At 53.1% G+C, this 22,414-nt stretch carries 20 protein-coding genes and 2 riboswitches; of the genes, 16 read left to right on the top strand and 4 right to left on the bottom strand.

Annotated elements, in window-relative coordinates:
* Positions 1-181, top strand: a riboswitch (Lysine riboswitch).
* Between the two features lie 114 nt (positions 182-295).
* From EVJ23_RS09810 to lysA, 8 genes are read left to right on the top strand one after another with little or no spacing between them, the layout of a single operon-like run.
* Entirely contained in the window at positions 296-1,495 is a 1,200-nt protein-coding gene (locus EVJ23_RS09810; protein ID WP_070328972.1) for an aspartate kinase, read from the top strand.
* A 12-nt stretch (positions 1,496-1,507) separates the two neighbouring features.
* A complete protein-coding gene (locus EVJ23_RS09805) occupies positions 1,508-2,503 on the top strand; it encodes an aspartate-semialdehyde dehydrogenase (RefSeq protein WP_131465758.1) in 996 nt (331 codons plus the stop codon).
* Positions 2,504-2,515: 12 nt separating this feature from the next.
* Positions 2,516-3,397, top strand: coding sequence for a 4-hydroxy-tetrahydrodipicolinate synthase (gene dapA, locus EVJ23_RS09800; RefSeq protein WP_070328830.1), 882 nt, complete (start codon positions 2,516-2,518; stop codon positions 3,395-3,397).
* Positions 3,394-4,143: a 4-hydroxy-tetrahydrodipicolinate reductase gene (dapB, locus tag EVJ23_RS09795; protein ID WP_070328831.1), complete on the top strand. Its 750-nt coding sequence runs from the start codon at positions 3,394-3,396 to the stop codon at positions 4,141-4,143. Before dapA ends, dapB begins: the two co-directional genes overlap by 4 nt.
* Positions 4,121-4,828 (top strand): 2,3,4,5-tetrahydropyridine-2,6-dicarboxylate N-acetyltransferase, encoded by a 708-nt coding sequence (gene dapD / locus EVJ23_RS09790; protein ID WP_070328832.1) that lies wholly within the window; start codon positions 4,121-4,123, stop codon positions 4,826-4,828. Before dapB ends, dapD begins: the two co-directional genes overlap by 23 nt.
* A gap of 46 nt (positions 4,829-4,874) precedes the next feature.
* On the top strand, positions 4,875-5,801 hold the full coding sequence (locus tag EVJ23_RS09785) for a branched-chain amino acid transaminase (RefSeq protein ID WP_071399081.1): 927 nt from the start codon (positions 4,875-4,877) through the stop codon (positions 5,799-5,801).
* Between the two features lie 13 nt (positions 5,802-5,814).
* Positions 5,815-6,903 carry an alanine racemase gene (alr, locus tag EVJ23_RS09780; RefSeq protein ID WP_131465756.1) on the top strand — a complete coding sequence of 363 codons (1,089 nt, stop codon included), beginning with the start codon at positions 5,815-5,817 and terminating at the stop codon, positions 6,901-6,903.
* The gene (lysA, locus tag EVJ23_RS09775; protein WP_236633752.1) at positions 6,873-8,165 is read left to right on the top strand and encodes a diaminopimelate decarboxylase; all 1,293 of its coding nucleotides are present in this window, start codon (positions 6,873-6,875) and stop codon (positions 8,163-8,165) included. The genes alr and lysA overlap by 31 nt, the downstream gene beginning before the upstream one ends.
* Positions 8,166-8,264: 99 nt before the next feature.
* On the opposite strand, the gene EVJ23_RS09770 is transcribed toward lysA, so the two are convergent.
* Positions 8,265-8,879: a hypothetical protein gene (locus EVJ23_RS09770; RefSeq protein WP_131465754.1), complete on the bottom strand. Its 615-nt coding sequence runs from the start codon at positions 8,877-8,879 to the stop codon at positions 8,265-8,267.
* A 186-nt stretch (positions 8,880-9,065) separates the two neighbouring features.
* Between EVJ23_RS09770 and EVJ23_RS09765 the strand changes: the two genes are divergently transcribed.
* Complete coding sequence (locus EVJ23_RS09765) at positions 9,066-9,614, top strand: nitroreductase family protein (RefSeq protein ID WP_131465752.1); 549 nt, start codon at positions 9,066-9,068, stop codon at positions 9,612-9,614.
* Between the two features lie 428 nt (positions 9,615-10,042).
* Here the strand turns inward: EVJ23_RS09765 and EVJ23_RS09755 are convergent, their stop codons facing one another.
* Positions 10,043-10,579 carry a gamma carbonic anhydrase family protein gene (locus EVJ23_RS09755; RefSeq protein ID WP_070328839.1) on the bottom strand — a complete coding sequence of 179 codons (537 nt, stop codon included), beginning with the start codon at positions 10,577-10,579 and terminating at the stop codon, positions 10,043-10,045.
* Between the two features lie 119 nt (positions 10,580-10,698).
* On the opposite strand from EVJ23_RS09755, the gene ade reads away from it, so the two are divergent.
* The 3 genes from ade to EVJ23_RS09740 all read left to right on the top strand — a co-directional run bounded on the left by ade (position 10,699) and on the right by EVJ23_RS09740 (position 14,749).
* Positions 10,699-12,408: an adenine deaminase gene (gene ade / locus EVJ23_RS09750; protein WP_131465750.1), complete on the top strand. Its 1,710-nt coding sequence runs from the start codon at positions 10,699-10,701 to the stop codon at positions 12,406-12,408.
* 117 nt (positions 12,409-12,525) lie between these two features.
* Complete coding sequence (locus EVJ23_RS09745; protein WP_070328841.1) at positions 12,526-12,798, top strand: hypothetical protein; 273 nt, start codon at positions 12,526-12,528, stop codon at positions 12,796-12,798.
* Between the two features lie 69 nt (positions 12,799-12,867).
* Positions 12,868-13,043, top strand: a riboswitch (Lysine riboswitch).
* 113 nt (positions 13,044-13,156) lie between these two features.
* Complete coding sequence (locus EVJ23_RS09740) at positions 13,157-14,749, top strand: Na+/H+ antiporter NhaC family protein (protein WP_131465748.1); 1,593 nt, start codon at positions 13,157-13,159, stop codon at positions 14,747-14,749.
* A 110-nt stretch (positions 14,750-14,859) separates the two neighbouring features.
* Here EVJ23_RS09740 and EVJ23_RS09735 read toward each other — a convergent pair whose 3' ends face one another.
* A complete protein-coding gene (locus EVJ23_RS09735; RefSeq protein WP_131465746.1) occupies positions 14,860-16,488 on the bottom strand; it encodes a peptide ABC transporter substrate-binding protein in 1,629 nt (542 codons plus the stop codon).
* A 224-nt stretch (positions 16,489-16,712) separates the two neighbouring features.
* Between EVJ23_RS09735 and EVJ23_RS09730 the strand changes: the two genes are divergently transcribed.
* The gene (locus EVJ23_RS09730) at positions 16,713-18,116 is read left to right on the top strand and encodes a basic amino acid/polyamine antiporter (RefSeq protein WP_070328844.1); all 1,404 of its coding nucleotides are present in this window, start codon (positions 16,713-16,715) and stop codon (positions 18,114-18,116) included.
* Positions 18,117-18,158: 42 nt separating this feature from the next.
* Here the strand turns inward: EVJ23_RS09730 and EVJ23_RS09725 are convergent, their stop codons facing one another.
* A complete protein-coding gene (locus EVJ23_RS09725) occupies positions 18,159-20,201 on the bottom strand; it encodes an EAL domain-containing protein (protein ID WP_131465744.1) in 2,043 nt (680 codons plus the stop codon).
* 157 nt (positions 20,202-20,358) lie between these two features.
* On the opposite strand from EVJ23_RS09725, the gene EVJ23_RS09720 reads away from it, so the two are divergent.
* The 3 genes from EVJ23_RS09720 to EVJ23_RS09710 all read left to right on the top strand — a co-directional run bounded on the left by EVJ23_RS09720 (position 20,359) and on the right by EVJ23_RS09710 (position 22,405).
* Entirely contained in the window at positions 20,359-21,561 is a 1,203-nt protein-coding gene (locus EVJ23_RS09720) for an ornithine--oxo-acid transaminase (protein ID WP_131441167.1), read from the top strand.
* A gap of 92 nt (positions 21,562-21,653) precedes the next feature.
* A complete protein-coding gene (gene crcB, locus EVJ23_RS09715) occupies positions 21,654-22,058 on the top strand; it encodes a fluoride efflux transporter CrcB (protein ID WP_131441166.1) in 405 nt (134 codons plus the stop codon).
* Positions 22,058-22,405, top strand: coding sequence for a fluoride efflux transporter FluC (locus EVJ23_RS09710; protein ID WP_236633519.1), 348 nt, complete (start codon positions 22,058-22,060; stop codon positions 22,403-22,405). The genes crcB and EVJ23_RS09710 overlap by 1 nt, the downstream gene beginning before the upstream one ends.
* Positions 22,406-22,414: the final 9 nt, after the last annotated feature.

Raw genomic sequence — 22,414 nt, 5'->3', positions numbered from 1 at the left:
CTGACAGATAGAGGTTGCGAATGACATGAGTAAGCTTGATTGAAACGGACGCATTCCGGATCGAGCCGAAAGGGGAAATTCGCCGAAGTCAACGTTCGCATGCGTACGAACGAAGGCTGGGGTAGTCGTGAACAACGCCTACACTGCCATGGATGAAATGCCATGGAGCGCTATCTACGGAACGATTTTTTAATCGTTTTTCAACTGCGCGTAAAAGCGGCAGACCGTAGGGAGAGTGCTTCCTACCGGTCTGCCGCTTTTTCTGTTGGTCGACATCATGAAAGTGGGGAACCTGATGACAACCGTACTAAAATTTGGAGGAAGTTCTGTTGCCACAATCGAACAGATTCAGGCAATTTCTGAATATTTACAGACACGAGTCGTTGCTGGCGAGAAACTCGTCGTCGTCGTCTCCGCGATGGGGAAAACGACCGATTCGCTCCTGTCACTCGCAAAACAAATTACAGAGCGTCCGATGATTCGTGAGCTCGACCGCTTGCTCGCCGTCGGAGAAGAACAGACGATCAGTCTACTCAGCATCGCCTTGAACTCACGAGGCGTCGCCGCCATCTCGCTCACGGGGCAACAGGCCGGGATCGACACGATGGGCATTCACACGAAAAGTAAGATCAAAGCGATCCGGAAAGAAGTGTTGGAAGAAAGGCTCAGAACGAATGACGTCGTCATCGTCGCCGGCTTCCAAGGCGTCAACGAGTTCGGGGATGTAACGACGCTCGGACGCGGTGGTTCGGATACGACAGCCGTCGCACTTGCCGCCGTCCTCAGTAAACGTTGTGAGATTTATACGGACGTCGCCGGTGTCTATACGGCCGACCCGCGTATCCATAAAACGGCACGTCGCCTAGATACCGTCTCGTATGACGAGATGATGGAAATGAGCGCGCTCGGCTCGAAAGTGATGGAAATGCGCAGCGTCGAGCTGGCCAAAAAATATGATGTGAACATCTTTGTAGGGAAGACGCTATCGAGCGAAGGAGGAACATGGATCATGGATATGACACAGGCGATGGAACAAAAAGCGGTGACGAGCGTGAGCGTCGTGAAAAACGTGCTCAGCGTCTCGATCAAACATATTCCGCATTCAGTGGCAGGGGTTGCCGATATTTTCGAGAAGTTGTCACAGCGTCACGTCAATATCGACATGATCAGTCAGACAGCGTTCGACGGTGAAGTGTTCCTGTCGTTCACTTGTCCACTTGACGAGGAGGCGTTCCTCGAAGAAGCGCTCGCCGAACTGACGGAGGCGTTCCCGCAAATTAAAATCGACCGTCATACCGAACATGCGAAAATCTCGGTCGTCGGCATCGGCATGCGCGACGCGACCGGTGTCGCAGCCGGATTGTTCGCCACGTTCCGTGAGAGCGGGATCCCGTTCTATCAAGTCACAACTTCAGAGATCAGCATCTCTTACACGATTAACGATCAAGACGTTGAAGCGGCGGTCGCGGCCATCGCGGAGCGTTTCCATTTATAAGGGGGAGTTACCATGTACAACGTTGCCGTCATCGGTGCGACAGGCGCCGTCGGTCAAAAAATGATCGACGTGCTCACAGAATATGAGTTTCCAATCAATGAACTATTACTATATGCGTCAGCCCGCTCGGCTGGGAAAACAGTCGAAGTGAACGGTCGCGACATCGTCATCCGTGAACTGTCGGACGCGATTTACGCAGACGCGATCGACATCGCCTTGTTCTCGGCCGGTGGTAGCATCAGTGAACAGTATGCACCGCGTCTGAGTGAACAAGGGGTCATCGTCATCGATAACTCGAGCGCGTTCCGGATGCAAGCAGGAATCCCGCTCGTCGTACCAGAAGTGAACCGAGTCGAACTGGGCCCGGACAAGATGCTCATCGCCAATCCGAACTGCTCGACGATCCAATCGGTCGTCGCCCTCGCACCGCTCGCAGAAGTGTATGGATTGACGCGTGTCGCCTATACGTCTTACCAAGCCGTCTCCGGTTCGGGACAAAAAGGCATCGAAGATCTCGAACGGGGCGCCCGCGGTGAAGAGCCGCAAAACTACCCGTATCCGATCTACGATAACGTGCTGCCGCATATTGATGTCTTCCTCGAGAACGGCTACACGAAAGAAGAACAAAAGATGATCGACGAGACACGCAAAATTTTGAACGCACCAGAATTAGGTGTGACGGCGACGTGTGTCCGCGTCCCGGTCCGTAACAGCCACGCCGTCTCGATCACGGTCACGCTCGATCGCGAAGCGACGCTCGCGGAAGTGAAGGCGGTCCTCAGTGACGCGCCAGGCGTCGTCCTCATGGACAACCCGAGCGAACTCGTCTACCCGACGCCGCTCGATGCGAACGGGACGGACGAAGTGTACGTCGGTCGCGTCCGCCGCGACGAGTCGCAACCGAACACGTTCCATCTCTGGTGTGTCGCCGATAACGTTCGCAAAGGGGCGGCGGCGAACGCCGTTCAAATCGCCCAGTGCATGATCGGGCAAGTCGCTACGAAATAAGGGGGAAATCATATGTTCACAGGAGTCGCTACAGCACTCGCTACACCGTTCCAAACGGACGGTCAGTTAAATCTCACAGCGTGGGAAGCATTGATTGAAGATCAAATCAAAGAAGGCGTCAGCGGTCTTGTCATCGGGGGGACGACAGGCGAAGGGATGACGATCACGGACGAAGAGTTCGAGACGCTCCTCACGAAGGCGATCGAAGTCGCCGCCGGTCGTGCCGTCATCATCGCCGGGACAGGGTCGAACAATACGGCGTTAAGTATCACCAAGACGAAACGGGCGGCAGAGCTTGGTGCCGAGATGGCGATGGTCGTCACGCCTTACTATAATAAGTCGACCCAAGCGGGGCTGATCGCCCACTTCACGGCGATCGCCGACGCGTCACCGATTCCACTCATGCTCTACAACGTCCCGTCACGGACAGGCGTCGCGCTCGATCCGGCAACGGTCGGTGAACTCGCCGAACACCCACAGATCGCTGCGTTGAAAGAAGCGAGCGGGGACATCTCGGTGATGGCGCAAATGATGGCCCACTTGCCGGAAGGTTTCCCGGTCTACTGCGGAAATGACGACCAAATCCTGCCGTACATGGCATGGGGCGCCCAAGGTGTCGTCTCGGTGCTCTCGAACGTGTATCCGGGAGCGACGGTCGCGCTCGCCGAAGCGCTTCTCGCCGGAGATTTAGAGACGGCCCGCACATGGCAGATCCGCTTGCTTCCGGTCATCGATGAACTGTTCGCCGAAGTGAACCCGATCCCGGTCAAGGCGGCGTTGAACGCCCGCGGCTTCGAATTTGGCTCGCCGCGCCTCCCGCTCGTTCCGATGAGCGCGACGGCCGAGGCACGTCTGTTGTCGGCGATGGAGCAGTTTAATGAGGTGAGACAGTGAACTTGTTAATTCACGGATACGGCGCGATGGGGCAGATCGTTGAAGAAGTCGCGCTCGCTCAAAACTTGAACGTCGCGGCCATCGTCTCACCGGCGGGCGGCGATCATCCCGTTTCACTGAAAGAAGTTGACGCCGCGATCGACGTCGTCATCGACTTCTCGAACCCGGCGCTGCTAGATGACGTGCTCGCGTTCGGGAAAGACAAGCAAATCCCGCTCGTCATCGCGACGACGGGCTTCTCGGAAGCGGAACTGGCAAAGATCGAGGACGCATCGAAACAGATCCCGATCTTCCAGTCGTATAACACGTCTTACGGGATTGCACTGTTGAAGCAGTTGCTTGACCAGCTCGTGCCGCTCACGCTTGGTTATGATATCGAAGTGATCGAAGCGCATCACCGTAAAAAAGTCGACGCGCCGAGCGGGACGGCTGAACTGCTCGCCCGTGCCATCGAGGCGAAGCGGGACGTGACGCCGGTGTACGAACGTGCGTCACGCCGTGAGGCGAGAGGTGCCGACGAACTTGGCATGCACTCGGTCCGCGGCGGTACGATCTTCGGTGAGCATACGGTGCTCTTCGCCGGAGACGATGAAATGCTTGAATTAAAACATACGGCCCTGTCGAAACGCGTCTTCGCGAACGGGGCACTCGCCGCGGCGGCGACAATTCTCGACCGCCCAGCCGGATTATACAATTTAACGAACCTATACGAGGAGGCCACTCATGTTACTCACAAACGCTTATGAAATCGCACAATACATTAAAGATGCCAAGAAAGAAACGCCAGTCAAATTGTACGTCAACGGTCAGTTGGCAGGTCTAACAATCGAAGAAGCAAAAGCATTCGGAACGGACGAGTCGAAACTATTCCTCACGACGGCTGAACGTGCGGCCGCTTTCCTTGAAGCGAACGCGTCAGTCATCACCGACTCGCACCTCGAGTTCGACCGCCGCAACAGCGCCGTGCCGATGCTTGACACGACGAAGTTGAACGCCCGCATCGAACCAGGTTCGTTCATCCGTGACCACGTTCAAATCGGCAACAACGTCGTCGTCATGATGGGGGCGGTCATCAATATCGGCGCCGTCATCGGTGACGGGTCGATGGTCGACATGAACGCCGTCATCGGCGCCCGCGGCACACTCGGTAAAAACGTCCACCTTGGCGCTGGCGCAGTCGTCGCAGGTGTCCTCGAGCCGCCTTCAAAAGATCCGGTCATCATCGAAGACGGGGTCATGATCGGTGCAAACGCGGTCATCTTAGAAGGTGTCCGTGTCGGCGAGAATGCGGTCGTCGCAGCAGGCAGTGTCGTCACAGTCGACGTCCCGGCAGGAAGTGTCGTCGCCGGCACGCCAGCCCGTGTCATCAAGCAAAAAGATGAAAAAACAGCAGAAAAAACACAACTAGTGGATGACTTACGCTCCCTGTAACGTATAATAGACAGAAAATATCAAAAGTGAATGGGAGAGTTGAACAATGGAACAATATGGACAATGGATGTGGAAAGACGGGGCTTGGATCGAGCCGAGTGACGCGAACACGAGTATCATGACGCACGCGATCCACTACGGTAGCGGGTTCTTCGAAGGAATTCGGGCGTATCACACAGAGGAAGGTCCAGCCATCTTCCGACTCCGTGAACACTTGGAGCGACTCGTTCGTTCGTGTGCTTACTATCACGTCGAACTACCGTACACGGTCGACGAGCTCGAACAAGCGACGATCGAATTGATCGAACGCAACGGCTTTGAAGCGTGTTACATCCGTCCATTCGTTTTCCTCGGCACACCTTGGCAGGCACTCATGCCGACGCAGGAAACGAAAGTACACGTTGCCATCTCATGCTGGCCGCTCGGCGAATATTTCAGCAAGACGGTCGGTATCCGGGCGAAAGTCGCGTCATACCGCCGCGTCTCGTCGACGATGATGCCGATGCAAGCGAAAGCGGCAGCCAACTATATGAATTCGCAACTCCTTAAAGGAGAAGCGGTCCGAGACGGGTATGACGAAGCGATTGCCCTCGACATGAACGGAAACGTCAGCGAGGCGAGCGTCGCCAACATCTTCCTCGTCAAAGGCAATAAAATTTTCACACCGTCACTCGACTGTTCTGTCCTCGACGGCATCACGCGTCAAACGGTCATCGATCTTGCCCGTGAAGAAGGGTTCGAGGTCATCGAGCGCCATATCGGACGTGACGAATTGTATGTAGCAGATGAGATCTTCTTGACGGGTACAGCAGCTGAAGTGACGAGTGTCATCGAAGTCGACAATATCTCGATCGGCGGCGGGGTCCAGACGGTCGCAACGACTATGCTCGCCCGTTACCGCGAGACCGTGACGGGACTGATCCCGGCACATCGCGATTGGATCACGTTCGTCAAAGAAGCAGTCAAAGAATAAGGGAGCAATGTGTATGGGAGTCACAATTGACTTAAACGCGATTCGCGAGAACAAACGTCGGATCGAGGCACTCGGCCGACCGGTGTTTGCCGTCGTGAAAAACAACGCCTATAACTTAGGGATGGAGCCAGTTGTGACGACACTGTACGCAGAGGGGGTGCGTCACTTCATGGTGACGACGCTCGAGGAAGCGACAGAAGTGCGGAGTCATGCGGAAGAGGCGCGTGTCTTGGTCATGAACCCGGTCTATGATTGGGCAGCGGTCCATGCCCATCGCCTCGATGTAGCAATCGGTTCGTACGATTGGCTCGTCTCACAACGCCATGAGCTCGACGGCGTCCGTCTTCATTTGAAGCTCGACGTCGGCATGAACCGGTTCGGTGCGAAGACGTTCGAAGAAGCGCTCGCCATCTTAGCGTTCTGCCAAGATGAAAAGCTCAATCTCGTCGGTTTATGCACACACTTTCCGCTCGCCGACGCCGATAACGCCGAAATCGAGCACAGCGTCCATGTCGAACGGTTTGCCGACTGGTCGACGCGTCTGATCGAACGGCATTCGTTTGAAGTCGTCCATGCCGCCAACAGCGCGGCGACGCTTCAAGCCGATCCGCGTCTCGGGCACTGCACGCACGTCCGGGTCGGAATCTTTCTCTACGGCTACTCATCGGTCGAGGCGGTCGATTGGCTCGTCCCGGCGTTTCATTGGGAGACGGAAGTCGTTGCCGTGCACGACATCGAGGCCGGCGCACACGTCGGCTACGGGACGGGCTACACGGCACCGTCGAAAGAGCGGATCGCCGTATTGTCAGTCGGATATGGTGATGGCTTGATGCGGGCCCGCCGGCATTTGCCGGTCCACATTAATGGACGGGCGTTCCCGTTCGTCAGCAATATTTTCATGAGCCACAGCTTCCTCCGTGTCGACGAGACGGTTCAAATCGGTGACCGGGTCGAGCTGTACGGTAATGAGACGAAGATCGATGACGTGACCCGGACCGGGCACGCCAACAACTCGGAACAACTATGCGCACGCTCATGGCGTGTCCCGCATCGCTTTGAAGGAGGCATTTTATGTACACCAGCAACCAATCCGTTTGTATGATCGAGGGCGTATCCGTCCAAGAACTTCAAGCGACGTACGGGACACCGCTCTATATCATGAGCGAGCCAGAACTTGAAACTCGGCTCGGGCTCGTCCGGAGCGCATTTTTAGATAAGTATCCGAACACGTACGCGCTCTATGCGTCAAAGGCGATGTCGATCGCGGCCGTGTATGAGAAAGTCATGACGGCGGGCTTGAGCATCGACGTCGTCTCACGCGGTGAGATGTTCGTCGCGCTCCATGCCGGTGTCCCGGCTGACCGGATTCACGTTCACGGGTCAAATAAGACGGTGCAAGACATCTCGTTCGCGCTCGAGAACGGCATCACCCATTTCACGATCGACAACATGCGTGAGATCGGTCTGCTCTCGGGTCTCGCCGTAAAGCATGATGTCGACGTCGACGTCTTGCTCCGCATCGTCCCGCAAGTCGTCGGAGGCGCCCACGAGGCGATCCAGACGGGTGGGGTCGATACGAAGTTCGGTTTCCCGACGCATGACGACACGTATCTCGAAGCGGTTCGGGAAACACTCGCGACGGAACGTCTTCATCTGAAAGGGATCCATTGTCACGTCGGGTCACAGATTCAAGAACCGACGCTGTTCATCAATACGGTCAAGACGATGGTCAACTTCATCGAGACGATTCGTCGGGAGACCGGCTTTACGGCTGATGTGTTGAACATCGGCGGTGGCTTCGGCGTCGCCTATCTCGAGACGGACGACCCGCTCGACTTTGCCGCTACGATGACGCAAGTGATGGATACGCTCGTTTCAGAAGTGGAGCGATTCGGTCTACCGCTCCCGAAAATCGGCATCGAGCCGGGACGTTGGCTCGTCGCCAACGCCGGTGCGACGCTGTATGAAGTCGGGACGGTCAAAGACGTGAGCGGTGTCCGCACATACGTCTCGGTCGACGGCGGCATGACAGACAACATCCGCCCTGCCCTCTATGATGCCGAATATGACGTCATTGCGGCGACGCGGATGGATGAAGCGAAGACGCTTGAAGCGAAGATCGTCGGGGCATGCTGCGAGTCGGGAGACATCATCTCGAACCGTTCGCTCATCCCGCCGGTCGAAGCCGGGGATCTTCTCCTCGTCAAAGCGACAGGCGCCTATAACTTCTCGATGGCGAGCAACTATAACCAAATGCTCCGCCCGGCCGTCGTGTTCGTGAAAGACGGGACACATCGTCTCGTCGTCCGCAGACAGACACTCGAAGACTTGGTCGCGTGTGAAGTGATTGGACAATCGACATAATTTTGTAGGTAGATAAAGAAAAGGGGTTCAGTCATAAACACGACTGAACCCCTTTTCGTATGAACGACCGATGCGACTTTATCGAGTCGATCTATCAGGTTAATCTAGTTGTGCGTTGACTTCCGCTTCATAACGATCAACGAGCTCGTTGTTGTCGTCTGTCTGGTACTTCTTTTCCAACTCAAGTTTCAACTTTAGCCAAATCGTATTCTTTTCATAAAGGTCTCGATCGAACTGATGATTTAGTTGTTGCAGCGACAAGCCGAGGGCGCTCGCGTAGGCGAGATGACTCGGTAAATCACTCCGGTCCGGTCCTTGTTGAATGTAACGGTCAATTTCTTCTTCCGTTACGTGAATGTTGTACTGCTCTTTTGCGACCATTTTCCATGCGATGTCATGCTTCATCGCTTCCGTTGAGAGCGTGATGACTTGTTCATCCGTCAAGTCGGTTTCATAATACAGTTTCTCTTGGGACAATGTCCGAATTACCCACTTTCGAAGCGGTTCCTCAACGTCGAACTGGTTTGCTTCGATGATGACGTCGTCAAACAGTGCTTTATAATCTTCGAACGCGAAGTTGTCTACGATTTGGCGTTGTTCTTCTTCGCTCTTCATGTCAATCGTCAAAGGTGACGATGTCGCGGATTGACATGCTGTTGTAAAGATGACGAACGAGAGCGTACATAATAGAAACGATTTGAAACGTGGGGGCACGGTGATCCTCTCCTTATTTGTATCGTCTTCAAACGGAGTGCAAGTTTCAATCAAAAGAACAGTCTAGTCATTTCTATATACGGGACGATGAGCTACCAAGTTCCCATGCTTTTCGGTCAAATTGCTACACGTGAGAACCGTTTTCACTTATGATGAAAAAGACTACATCAGGGGAAGTGATTTCTAATGGAGAAGACAGTCGGACAACAGTTGATCGAGTCGCGGCGGACGATTCGGATGTTTGTAGAGGAACCGCTTGATACGGCATTGCTGTATCAGTTGCTGACATCGGCCCACCAAGCGCCGTTTCATAACAAAGTCGAGCCGTGGAATCTTTATTTGTTCAATGGAGACGGGAAAGGCGTGTTGTTAGACGCGCTCGAACCGGCGTTTCAAAACGGTCCTGAGGCCAAGCGAGAGAAGATTACCGGACGAATCCGCAACGCGGCGGCGTGTGTGTACGTGACGACGAAGCCGTTTGAGACGGAGAAAGGGCAAAAGGATGCACTGCTCGCGACGGCGACGTTCATCCAGAACTTCCATTTGCTCTGTGCCGAGCAAAACATCGGGCTCGTCTGGCGGACGGGCGGTATCTTCGAAGACGCTCGTCTGCAGGAGATGATCGGGGCGGACGGGGAGACGTTCGTCGGTCTGCTCCAACTCGGACGATTTGAAGACGTTCCGCCGACGAAGGCGCGGCAGTCGCTTGATGCGTGTTTGACGATCTTCGAGTGAACATGAAAAAGCTCGAGCACGGCGTGGCCGCACTCGAGCTGGATGTATAAACAGGCTGAGACGTTTAAAAACGTCTCAGTTTATTTTTTGAGCTTGCCAGCAAGCCAGTTTTGAATGACATTCGTCGGAATCATGGTAATTATTTTCCCCCAGTTTGAGTTTCTTCTTCTATGTCATTATCCGATTGCATCCGTTCCCAAACCTCTCGATGTGTACCTTTTAGCGTATCATCGAACGAATCATCGATGTGAAGGCAATAGCTCGGGTTAATGGACGAGGCGTACAGGTCTAACATGAGTTGTGCATGGTTTGGATACATACAATTGGCCCCTTTCAACACGTCGGCTTGACTACATCCTCAGTATACAAGGGAAACATGAAGAAAAATCGGGGTAATCGTTAACAATTTATGAATCTTGTAAACGCTTTCACAAACTTTGTGTCGGTGTTAACGGTTCACACGTGTTCAAATACTGCTCGGCCCGCTTCGCATACTTGTTGACGGTCCGTTCCATGATGAAGCGGTCTTCGTCATTGAGCGGACGGACGACTTTGGCTGGTACGCCCATGACCATGACACCTTCCGGAATTTGCATATTCGGTGTGACGAGGGCGCCGGCGGCAACGAACGAGCCTTTCCCGACTTTCGCACCGTCAAGCACGGTCGCATGCATCCCGATGAGACAGCCTTCCTCGATCTCACACCCGTGAATCATCGCCATGTGACCGATCGAGACACGGTCATGGATGATTGTCGGTGATCCTTCGTATTGATGGATCATCGACCCGTCTTGAATATTGACGTAAGCGCCGATCTGGATCGGACCCTCGTCTCCACGGATGACGGTGTTGAACCAGACGCCGGAATGGGCTCCGATCGTGACGTCACCGATGACGTGGGCGCCAGGCGCGACGAATACCGTCTCGTCGACTTGTGGGATCAGGTCTCCTAATTTGTATTGCATATGTGTAACCCCTTTCAATTAGATATGCTTTCATTGTCGCACAACTACAAAAAGAAATTGCACCCGAAAGATTATTCTTGATAAGATAGGTAAAATACGTTGCAAAAGGAGACAGACAGATGGAAAAACAATATTTGATCGACATTGCCGCCAAGAAAAAGAAAGCGGCGGTCGTCTTTAAGGACGTAGCGGTCATCGACGTCTATAGCCGCGAGACGATTCGCACCGATGTCGCCATCGACTCGGGCTATATCGTCGCCATCGGGGAAGGTTACGAAGGGGAGACGGAATATCATGACCCGTCTTGGACGCTCGCTCCGTCATTCATCGACTCACACGTTCACATCGAGTCGTCGATGGTACCTCCGCATGAGTTTGCGAAAGCAGTCCTGCCGCTCGGTGTGACGACGGTCATCGCCGACCCACATGAGATCGCGAACGTCAACGGTGCGCTCGGGATCGAGTATATGCTTGCCGATGCGAACGGGTTGCCGCTCGACGTCCGGATGATGCTCCCGAGCTGCGTCCCGGCGACGCCGTTCGAACACGCGGGCGCCAAACTGTACGCTGAAGACCTTGCGCCATTTTTAGGAGACCCAGGGGTGCACGGTCTCGGGGAAGTGATGGATTATCCATCGGTCGAAGCCGGAAGCGAGGACATGCTCCAAAAAATCGCACAAACGGAACTCGCGGGAAAAGTCGTCGATGGTCACGCGTCAGGCCTCAATCCTGATCAGTTGAACGTGTACCGGACAGCCGGCATCATGACCGACCACGAATGTACGACGGCAGAAGAGGCGATCGAGCGGGTCCGTCGTGGCTTTTACGTCCAGATTCGCGAAGGTTCGGTCGCGCGAAACGTCGAAAAAGTGAGTCGGGCCATCACCGAAAGTAACGCCCACCGCTTCTTGTTCTGTACGGACGACAAGCACCTCGATGATCTCGTGGCAGAAGGTGGTATCGACTATAACATCCGCATGGCAATCCGTCAGGGCGTCAAGCCGGAGACAGCATACGCCATCGCCAGCCTTCATGCGGCCGAAGCATACGGCTTGAAAGACGTCGGTGCGATCGCGCCGGGCAAGAAAGCGAACTTTGTTATCTTGTCAGACGTCGAATCGGTTAACATCGAAACCGTCTACGTCGATGGTGAAGTAGTCGCTCGAGCGGGGAAAGCCACGTTCGAGGCCGAAGGGATTGAAGTGCCGAAGCCGATGAAAGGTGAGCTCAAACTCCCGGACCTGACAACTGACTCGTTCCGCTTGCCGATCAAGGAAGAAGCGGTCGACGTCATTCAAGTGTTGCCGAACAGCCTGTTGACGAAGCACGTCCGCCACGTGTTCAATCCGGATGAATCGGGCGCTGATCTTAACGAGGACATCGTGACGCTCGCCGTCATCGAGCGGCATCACGGGACGGGCCATATGGCGCTCGCACCGGTGACGGGCTTTGGACTCAAACGTGGTGCGCTCGCAGCGACTGTCGCCCACGACAGCCATAACCTTGTCATCGCCGGTGTCAGCCCGGAAGACATGTTACTGGCTGCAGAGACGCTCGAGAAGGTCGGTGGCGGTGTCGTCGCCGTCTCGGAAGGGAAAGTGCTTGCCGTCTTGCCGCTCGAGATTGGGGGGCTCATGACGAGGCGTCCGTATCATGAAGTCGCAGACGTGCTCGAACAGCTGAACGACGCACTTGACGTCGTCGGGGCTCACCGTCACTTCAACCCGTATTTGACGATGTCGTTCCTGGCACTTCCCGTCATTCCCGACTTGAAGTTGACGGACATGGGACTGTTTGATGTGACGACGTTCTCATTTATCGAAAATTGACTCGGTCTAACGTATGATTTTCGTAAAGACCAACCCGAAACGATTGAATGCGTGCGCTTAAGTTGATATAGTTACAACAAGTTTCATCGGTACAAATTGAAAGGGGGGATATAACAGATGGAACAAGTTGCTTACAACCGGTCGTATGATGAACATGAGGATTTGATCAATTCTGTGTATCGTGCCTTCAAGGACCGATGTGAAGAATTGCCTAGCGAGACGCAGACGAAGCGACGGTTGCGCCGTTTGATTTTATTGACGATCAAAGATCATACGTCATCGCATGCCGAACGGTTCGTGCTTTATCATTTCTTTAGTGATTTCTTTAAAGCCGTTGAGTCAAACGACCAAGCCGCGCTCGCTGTATTAAAACAAATCGTCCGTGACTAAAAAAACTATTGATATGTTACTGTAACCTATGATAATTTAGACGTAACTTTAAATGAATATTCGTGCTATCGATGAGGTAGAGGTGCGATGCTGATGAGTAAGTAGTCCGAGGATGACAACGGTGAAGACTACAGAAAGGCAGAATCGCCGAAGTGTAAAGTCATGTCTCTGACTTTATGCTGGGCTGACGGGAAACACCCGTCAGACTGCCATACATATATTACGTATGGAGCGCTCCAAGTCGGCTAAGAAAGACGGAACATCCAGCGAGGGTGTCGGCTTTGTTGCCGATGCCCTCGCTTTGCGTTTTTTTAAGCATTGGGGGGCCTCATCTCAAACAGAAGAGGAGGAAATCAGCATGGTAGATTATTCAACATCGGTACTTTCGTTAGTACCGGCACTACTCGCCATCATTATGGCGATCACAACTAGGAAAGTCATTCCGTCACTCGGTGTCGGGATCATCGCAGGGGTCTTGCTCCTTCATAGCTTCAATCCGCTTGAATCGATTCAGTACTTATGGTCGAACGTCATCGCCTTGTTCTGGGCAGATGGTGCCATAAACGAATGGAACGTGCTCTTGATCGCGTTCTTGCTCTTGCTTGGTATTTTATCGTCGATCATCCAAACATCGGGCGGCGCTCGCGCGTTCGGTGAATGGGCGGCTTCTAACGTCAAAACGGCGCGCGGCGCGCGCCTCGTCTCGTTCGGTCTTGGAATCTTGATTTTCATCGACGACTATTTCAACAGTCTCGCTGTCGGGAACATTAGCCGACCGCTGACGGATCGCAAGAAAGTATCGCGCGCTAAACTCGCGTATACGATCGACTCGACGGCGGCTCCAGTCTGTGTCATCAGCCCACTTTCGAGCTGGGGTGCCTACATCATCGCCATCATCGCTGGTATTTTAACGAAGTACTCAATCGACAGCTACTCGTCGTTCTCGGCGTTCATTCAAATCATCCCGATGAACTTCTATGCCATCTTCGCACTCATGTTGACGGGGTACGTCGCTTTCACAGGGCTTGCCATCGGACCGATGCGGACGCACGAGCTACGTGCGCTTAAAGGCGAGCTCTACGATGTGTCGAAAGGTGCACCGATGGGAATGAGTGAAGACATTAAAGAGCATGATGGTGGGAAAGTCCGCGACTTGATCGTCCCGATCATCGTCTTGATCATCGCGACCGTCTCGGCCATGCTTTACACAGGTGGCCAAGCGCTTGCTGCTGACGGTCAAAGCTTCTCGCTGCTCGGAGCGTTCGAATCGACGGACGTGACGCGTTCACTCGTTGCCGGCGCGGTCATCAGTTTGATCGTGGCGTTCTTGCTTCTCATCGGTCGCAACATTCCAGCTGTAGACTACGGTCATGCAGCGTGGGCCGGTATCCGGGCCATGTGGCCAGCCGTACTCATCTTGCTGTTCGCTTGGACGATCATTGCCGTCATCGGGGATATGAGAACTGGTGATTACTTGGCAAGCTTCGTCACAGATACGATCGCGGCGTCATACTTGCCGCTCATCTTGTTCGCGATCGCCGGTCTCATGGCGTTCTCAACAGGTACGAGCTGGGGGACGTTCGGTCTCATGCTACCAATTGGTGCTGATTTGATCATGGCGGTCGACCCAGAGCTGTTGCTCCCGACACTTGCCGCTGTGCTCGCAGGTGCCGTGTTCGGTGACCACTGTTCACCGATCTCGGATACGACGATCCTCAGTTCGACGGGTGCCGGGTCGCACCACATCGACCACGTGTTGACACAACTCCCGTACGCGTTAATCGCGGCAGGAGTGTCGGCGGTCGGTTACTTGGTGCTCGGAATCACAAGCTCGATGTGGATTGGATTCTTCGCGGCGTTCGCGACGTTCGTCGTCGCTCTCGTGATTGCTCAAATCATCTCGAAGCGCGGCCAAGTGCCGGCAGAGATGCGTGCTGAGCGTGAAGCGTAAACAGCTCGTCTAACAATCCGAAAAGATGTGTGTCACGAATCGCGTGACACACATCTTTTTTGTATGGAATGTAAAAACAAATCCTGCCGCTATGCGACAGGATTTGTTTTTTAGTTAACGTCCAACCACTTGAAGCTAGCGTCAGCTCCGAACGGATGGCGGTACATGTTTTGAATGTTTGAGCGCTCGAGGTAAGCTTCACCTTTTTGGTAGATCGGTGCGATCGCGAAGTCGTCTTCGAGCAAGATGCGTTCAGCTTCTTGCATCGTCTCCCAACGCTTCATTTGATCAGCTTCTTTCTTCGCGCTTTGGATTAACTGATCGTACTCATCGTTCGAGTACGCCATCCGGTTGAACGGACCGTCTGTGATCCACATGTCGAGGTACGTCATTGGATCCTGATAGTCAGGGCCCCAGCCGGCAGCAGAGATATCATAGTCGCCTGCACCTTCAAGCTCGAGGAAGTTTTTGAACGGCTGTTGTTTGATGTTAAGCGTGAGTCCAGGCAAGTTCTTCTCGAGTTCACCTTTGATGTACTCGTTGACTTTCTTGAACGCTTCTTCATCACGTGAGAGGAATTCGAGTTCGATCGTCTCGACGCCGAGCTCGGCAAGTCCTTTATCCCAGGCAGCTTTCGCTTCGTCGACGTTGTAGCTTTGAAGATCAGGATACTTCTCGCGGAAGTCAGCTCCGTCTTCCGTGAACGTGAAGTCCTTAGCGACGATGAAGTTGGCCGGCTGTGAACCGTCTGTCAAGATGACGTCAGTTACGCCTTGCTTGTCGAAACCTTTCGCCAACGCTTCACGAATATTCACGTTTTGGAGTGCTTCATTCTTTTGGTTGAAACGAAGGAAGTTGATCCGTGCGTCAGCACGTGTTTTAAACTCTTCTGCTTCTTGGAATTGTGGAACGAATTCAGAAGACAAGAGCGTATAGTCGACTTCACCTGACTCGAACAAGTTGACACCGGTCGCGACTTCTTTGACGACTTTGACGTTAATCGTGTCCATCTTGACATTTTCAGCATCCCAGTAATCTGGATTCTTTTTATAAACCCAACCTTCGTTGTCTTGCCAGCTATCAAGTACGTAAGGGCCGTTGTAGAGCGTTTTATCGACGGCTGTCGCGAACGACTCGCCTTGTTCTTCGACGAACTCTTGTTTTTGCGGCATGTACGTCGGGAATCCTGTCAACCCGAGGAAGTATGGAGCCGGTGCTTCCAATTGAACTTCAAGCGTCTTCTCATCGACTGCTTTCGCACCGAGTGAATCGAGTTCAGCTTCGCCGCCGAGGATTTTGTTGGCATTCTTCAAGTCTTGAAGGATGTATGCGTACTCGGCACCCGTTTCAGGGTTGAGGGCACGTTTCCACGAGTAAACAAAGTCTTCAGCCGTTACTGGTGAGCCGTCTGACCAGTTGGCGTCACGTAATTTAAATGTGTATGTAAGACCGTCTTCCGAAATCTCGACGTCCTCAGCAATACCTGGTACTGGTTGGTTGTTTTCATCAAGACGATACAGTCCCTCGAAGACGTTGTTCGTCACGATGATCGATGTCGAGTCGGTCGTGAGTGTCGGGTCAAGCTGTGGCAAATCAGTTGCCGAAACGAGCGTGACTTCCTTTTTCGCGTCACTTGATGACGATCCGTCCGTCGAATCTGTTGCCTCTTCTCCACCGCCACACGCTGCTGTAGCAAGCAAAGCGACACCCGATAAAGCTAACCATTTTTTATTCCGCATTGTCTTACCTCCCGAAAATTCTGATTGTTTCGAATATATTGCAATTAAACTACAAACAGAATGAATGCGCAATAAAATTTTTTAAATTATTCGAAAATACAAACATTACTGAAATACCTATCTAAACGTTCCTTTATTCAGTAGAATGAGAAAATCATCGAATGTTTATACATTATGTGTGTATAGTTATTCGATAAAAGTGAACTAATGTTGGAGGGTTTTGAATGAAGTCACAATCAGCCGGAATCGGCTTTTTCGGGCTTGCCGCCATGGTCGTCGGGACGATGATTGGCGGAGGAGCTTTTAACTTGCCAGGCGCGATGGCCCAAGGTGCCGGGGTCGGGTCAGTGATGATCGGTTGGACGATCACAGGGGTCGGTATGATTATGCTGGCGTTCGTATTCCAATTTTTGGCGGATTCACGTCCTGAACTTGAGGGTGGGATTTATGCCTACGCTAAAGAAGGGTTTGGGAAGTTCGTCGGCTTCAATAGCGGCTGGGGTTATTGGATGTCCGCTTGGATCGGGACAGTAGCGAACATCACGCTGATCTTTAGCACGCTCAGTTACTTTTTCCCGATTTTTTCAGCAGAGCATCGATCGTTCCGGTTAGTGATGAGCGCGTTCTTCATTTGGGGGCTGTTCTGGCTCATCTCTCGAGGGATGAAGGAGGCGGCGCTCTTGAACATCGTCACGACGATCGCGAAGCTCGTCCCGATCTTCTTGTTCATCGTGCTCATTTTGTTTGCGTTCCAGATTGAGACGTTCCAAATCGATGTTTGGGGCGAGTCTGGTTTCAGTTGGTCGCACGTGTTTCCCCAAGTGAAATCGACGATGCTCGTGACGCTTTGGGCGTTTGTCGGCATTGAAGGCGCGGTCGTCTTATCGTCACGGGCGCGCAATAAGCGCGATGTCGGGCGGGCGACGGTGATCGGCCTCATCGGGACGCTGTTGATTTACATGATGATTTCAATCTTCTCCTTCGGCGTCATGACGCAAGAACAACTCACGGCGCTCCCGGAACCGTCGATGGCGTACGTGCTCGAAGCGGTTGTCGGTCCGGTCGGTGCGACGATTATCAATATCGGTCTGCTCGTGTCGCTCGCTGGGGCGTTGCTCGGGTGGACGATATTGGCGACGGAGATCTCCTACGTGGCGAGCCGGGACGGTGTGTTCCCGAAATTGTTCAATCGACTCAATCGAAATGATACGCCGGTGAGCGCCTTGTTCATCACGCAAGCGTTCACGCAAGCAGTCACGGTCATCGCCTTGTTCTCGGAACAGACGTACTTGGTGCTCTCGAGCATCGCCGGTATCGCCGCGCTCGTGCCTTACTTATTCTCGGCCTTGTTCGGCTGGAAAGAGGCACGGCGGACTGGTGTTCGGAAAATGGTCCTCGTTTCGAGTGTCGCCTCGCTCTACGCGGCATGGTTACTCTACGCATCCGGGATTGAATACATGCTCATCGCAATGATTTTGTATGCGCCGGGAATCTTCGTTTTCATGCTCGCAGAACGGGAGCAAGGACGGAAGTTCCTAAGCGGGATCCAGTATGCGATTGCGACTGTCATCATCCTCGCGGCGACTTATGGTGTGTACGGACTATGGACGGCTGCGATTAGCCTCTAATCAAAAGAAGCACCGGTCGTCGAGATGACGACCGGTGCTTCTTTATGTCTCGTTATTCGTGAGCAACCGGACGACTTGGTCGGGTGGCATTGGTTTGGCATATAAAAATCCTTGGAACGAGTCGCAATCGGTCTCTTTTAAATGGTCGAGCATGATTTGGTCTTCGACGCCTTCGGCGACGACGTGAAGGTTCAAACTCTTGCCGAGGTGGACGATGACGTCGAGCAAGTGAGACTTCGACGTCAACCAGTCGTCGAGGAACACTTTGTCGATCTTCAGCTCGTCGACCGGGAACGATTTCAAGTATTGAAGCGACGAGAAGCCGGTTCCAAAGTCGTCGATCGACAGGCGGTAATCGAGCCGTTTGATTTGATTCATCCGAGCGATGGTTTCTTCCGTCTGTTGCATGACGAGACTTTCTGTGATCTCGAGAATGACGTCGGACGGGTTCAAATCGAGTTGTTGCTTGATGTTTCGGAGCGTGTTGATGAAACTCTCGCTGCGGAACTGGTTCGGCGAAATATTGACCGCCATCGATAGAGGATGATTGACGAGCGGTTGCCACGCCTTCAGTTGCTTGGTGGCCTCAAGAATGACCCAGTTGTTGATCGGGACGATCAGCGCCATCTCTTCAGCGAGCGGGATGAACTCCGAAGGCGGGATTTGCCCGAGTTGGTCGTGATGCCAGCGCAGTAACGCCTCAAATCCAATCAGCTTATCCGTTTTCAAGTCGAACTTCGGTTGGTATTCGAGATAAAAATGTTTTTCTTCGAGCGCTTGGTACAGCGCTTTTTCGATATGGACTTGTCTTGAGAACGCATCGTCCATGTCTTTCGTGACGAATTGGATCGTCCCGACACCGATGCGCTTGCCTTTGAACAAAGCGCTCTCGGCCCGGGTGTACAGCTCGTCCAACGAATTAGTGGCCGATGGGTAGAACACGCAACCGATCGAGATCGATAACATGATCGAATGGTGGTAAATCCGGAACGGTCGTTGCAGTTCGTGTTGCAGTTGACGAAGCAGCTGGAACACTTCTTCTTTTGATTGTTCAAAGAAAAGAATACCGTACAAGCCGCCCGAAGGATGGAACATGACACTCGACTGGGGCAGGAAGCGTTCAGCCCGGTCTTTAATTTGGAGCAACAGTTCATTGCCGACGCGTGAACCGAACGACTCGTTGATAATTTTGAACCGATCGATATCGAAGAGGGCGACGTGCAATAACCCGTTATGTTCTTTCACGTCAGTAAGTGAATGCGCATATTGGCGCAAGAGCCCTTTTTTATTTAACAGCCCGGTCAAATCGTTGTGATAGGCGAGGTAGTTCACTTCTTGTTCGAGACGTTTTTTATCAGACACGTCGAAACCAAACGCCGTGTACTGGGCGATTTCGCCGTCTTCACTTAAAATCGGTACAATCGTCAAGTTGAGCCAGCAGATGTTCGTCACATGTCGTTGCGATCGAACCGGCATCTCGCCGTTCCAAATTTGATCGGTCGTGAGCGCTTGACGTACCACACCCGCAATCGGATCATCTTCAAAGGATGGGTGAATGAGCTCGAACCAGTTACGACCGATGAATTGTTGGTCAGGTGCCCCGATCAAGTCGCACAACAGCGGATTGATCTCGGTGATCTCGCCACGAGCGTTGGCTGCCAAATAATAAGTCGAATGCTCGATCATCGCTTGGAAGTGGTGGAGCAGGTTGAACTGCTCGGTGCTGATGAGCGGACCGAAGCCTTTCGGTAGGAAGGCTAAAAAATAGCCGTTGACGTCGTTGATCGAAAAAGTTTGTAAGTAAGCGGTCGCATAGACGACCGAGCCGTTTTTATGTTTAAACGCCGTCAACGCCGTCGTCGAGAATGGATATTGAAGGAGCAATGGTGACCACGTTTCAAGCGCCTGCTCTAAATGTTGGACGACGGGTAATGCGTGGTGAAGTACCTCGTCACGCTCCCAACCGAACAGCGTCTCCGCTTGTTCGTTCCAAAGAAGGACGGTGCCGTCAAAATCGATGTAACAGCATGGGATCGATAGGGCATCGATGAACGTATCAATCGGCAAATCACGCAATGAAGTCACACAAATTCCTCCAATCTACATCAAATAAGTCATACTATACGTTCAGTGTACCTTATTTTCCCAACCCAAGGAACGGGCAAGTTCGTCGTTGTCAAAAGAAAGACGGTCATCATATACTGAAGGTGTAAGGTAGTTCTTTTCATAAGGGGGAAATCAAATGTCAAAAACACAAGAAGTGATTGAATTGACAGAGAAATTCGGGGCGCACAATTATCATCCGCTTCCAATCGTCATCTCGGAGGCGAAGGGGATTTGGGTGACGGATCCGGAAGGAAATCGTTACATGGATATGTTGAGTGCGTATTCGGCTGTCAACCAGGGGCATTGTCATCCGAAAATCATTCAAGCGTTAAAAGATCAGGCCGACAAGATCACGTTGACGTCACGTGCTTTCTACAACGATCAGCTCGGTCGCTTCTACAAAAAAGTGGCAGCGCTTACAAATAAAGAAATGGTGTTACCGATGAACACCGGTGCCGAAGCGGTCGAGACCGCGGTCAAGGCATCACGACGCTGGGCCTATGAGGTCAAACAAATTCCGGGGCAAGCCGAGATTATCGTCTGCACCGGCAACTTCCATGGACGGACGATGGCGGCTGTGTCGATGTCGACAGAAGCGGACTATCAGCGCGGTTTCGGACCGCTCCTCCCAGGCTTCAAAGTCGTGCCGTACGGAGACATCGACGCGTTCGAGGCGGCGATCACGGAGAACACGGCGGCGTTCATCGTTGAACCGATTCAAGGGGAAGCGGGTATCATCATCCCGCCGGCGGGTTACTTGAAGCGGGCGGCTGAATTGTGTAAGGCGAACAACGTGTTGTTCATCGCAGATGAGATTCAGTCAGGTCTTGGCCGCTCTGGAAAATGGTTCGCAATCGAATGGGAAGGCGTCGATCCCGATATGTATATCCTCGGAAAAGCACTCGGTGGCGGTGTCTTCCCGGTATCGTGCGTGGCTGCTAACGAAAGCGTCCTCCAAGTGTTCAATCCAGGATCGCACGGGTCGACGTTCGGGGGGAACCCGCTCGCGGCGGCGGTATCAATCGCTGCGCTCGAGGTGCTTGAAGAAGAACAGCTTCCGGAGCGTTCGCTCGAACTCGGGACGTACTTTATGGACCGTTTAAAGTCAATCGACAACCCACGCATTAAAGAAGTCCGGGGCCGCGGCCTATTCATCGGGATCGAGTTGACGGAAGCGGCTCGTCCTTATTGTGAGGCGCTTAAAGAGCGGGGCTTGCTCTGCAAGGAGACGCACGAGACGGTCATTCGACTCGCGCCACCGCTTGTCATTACGAAAGAAGAACTCGATGAGGCGTTCACGGCAATCGAGGCTGTATTCGCACCGACTCCTATTTCATAATGCGGGAGGGCTTGTTATAATTTGAGAAGAAATGCAGACACCTGCCGGGCGATGTTTTCGCGGCAGGTGTCTTTTCGTAAGGAGGAACGGTCGTGCTCTACGTTTACGTTGGTTTAGCAGGAGCGCTTGGAGCGCTAGCAAGGTATGGGGTCGGTATAGGGATGCATACGTTGTGGACAGGTACATTTCCGCTAGGGACGCTCACCGTCAACTTGATCGGCAGTTTTCTACTCGGTTGGCTCACCCATTACTTGTTTCAGACCGGAAAGTTTTCACCGATGGTCATTACGGCGGTCGGTACAGGGTTTATCGGTTCGTTCACGACGTTCTCGACGTTCAGTGTCGAGACGATTGTGATGATCGAGTCAGGGAACCTGGTCGGAGCGCTCACCTATGTGACACTGAGCATCGTCCTCGGTCTGTTCAGCTCGTGGTTAGGCTATAAACTAGGAAGAAGACGATTCCGGCGTTTTGTGAAGCGAGAGGGGGAGGCGTGATGACTGTTTTGACAGTGATGATCGGTGCCTTTTTCGGGGCGATGGCCCGCTTCGGGATTGGTCAGCTCGTTAAAGTATGGACGACATCGGTCTTTCCTTGGGCGACTTTGTTCGTGAACGTGACCGGATCGTTTTGGCTCGGATATTTGTATGCGGCCCCTGTACCTTCGGTGGTGGGATTCGGAATCGGCGTCGGCTTCCTCGGTTCGTTCACGACGTTCTCGACGTTCAAACTTGAAGTGATGCGGTTCGTGACGAAAGATTGGGTTCGCTTTGGTTTATACTTACTGGCGACGTATGTCTTCGGTTTAATTGCCGCCTACCTCGGCTACCAATTTGGACAATAAACAATCCCT

Source organism: Exiguobacterium sp. SH1S1, from assembly GCF_004337245.1.
Lineage (GTDB): Bacteria > Bacillota > Bacilli > Exiguobacteriales > Exiguobacteriaceae > Exiguobacterium > Exiguobacterium aurantiacum_A.
This window is presented reverse-complemented; position numbering and strand designations above follow the sequence as displayed.

What these genes read in the sequence shown, in the direction of transcription:
- EVJ23_RS09810 (WP_070328972.1), top strand. Translation starts at nt 296, where the DNA reads ATGACAACCGTACTAAAATTTGGAGGAAGTTCTGTTGCCACAATCGAA.
- EVJ23_RS09755 (WP_070328839.1), bottom strand. Translation starts at nt 10,579, where the DNA reads ATGCAATACAAATTAGGAGACCTGATCCCACAAGTCGACGAGACGGTA.
- EVJ23_RS09765 (WP_131465752.1), top strand. Translation starts at nt 9,066, where the DNA reads ATGGAGAAGACAGTCGGACAACAGTTGATCGAGTCGCGGCGGACGATT.
- dapA (WP_070328830.1), top strand. Translation starts at nt 2,516, where the DNA reads ATGTTCACAGGAGTCGCTACAGCACTCGCTACACCGTTCCAAACGGAC.
- EVJ23_RS09740 (WP_131465748.1), top strand. Translation starts at nt 13,157, where the DNA reads ATGGTAGATTATTCAACATCGGTACTTTCGTTAGTACCGGCACTACTC.
- EVJ23_RS09735 (WP_131465746.1), bottom strand. Translation starts at nt 16,488, where the DNA reads ATGCGGAATAAAAAATGGTTAGCTTTATCGGGTGTCGCTTTGCTTGCT.
- EVJ23_RS09805 (WP_131465758.1), top strand. Translation starts at nt 1,508, where the DNA reads ATGTACAACGTTGCCGTCATCGGTGCGACAGGCGCCGTCGGTCAAAAA.
- EVJ23_RS09785 (WP_071399081.1), top strand. Translation starts at nt 4,875, where the DNA reads ATGGAACAATATGGACAATGGATGTGGAAAGACGGGGCTTGGATCGAG.
- dapD (WP_070328832.1), top strand. Translation starts at nt 4,121, where the DNA reads ATGTTACTCACAAACGCTTATGAAATCGCACAATACATTAAAGATGCC.
- EVJ23_RS09730 (WP_070328844.1), top strand. Translation starts at nt 16,713, where the DNA reads ATGAAGTCACAATCAGCCGGAATCGGCTTTTTCGGGCTTGCCGCCATG.
- EVJ23_RS09745 (WP_070328841.1), top strand. Translation starts at nt 12,526, where the DNA reads ATGGAACAAGTTGCTTACAACCGGTCGTATGATGAACATGAGGATTTG.
- EVJ23_RS09710 (WP_236633519.1), top strand. Translation starts at nt 22,058, where the DNA reads ATGACTGTTTTGACAGTGATGATCGGTGCCTTTTTCGGGGCGATGGCC.
- lysA (WP_236633752.1), top strand. Translation starts at nt 6,873, where the DNA reads ATGTACACCAGCAACCAATCCGTTTGTATGATCGAGGGCGTATCCGTC.
- alr (WP_131465756.1), top strand. Translation starts at nt 5,815, where the DNA reads ATGGGAGTCACAATTGACTTAAACGCGATTCGCGAGAACAAACGTCGG.
- ade (WP_131465750.1), top strand. Translation starts at nt 10,699, where the DNA reads ATGGAAAAACAATATTTGATCGACATTGCCGCCAAGAAAAAGAAAGCG.
- EVJ23_RS09720 (WP_131441167.1), top strand. Translation starts at nt 20,359, where the DNA reads ATGTCAAAAACACAAGAAGTGATTGAATTGACAGAGAAATTCGGGGCG.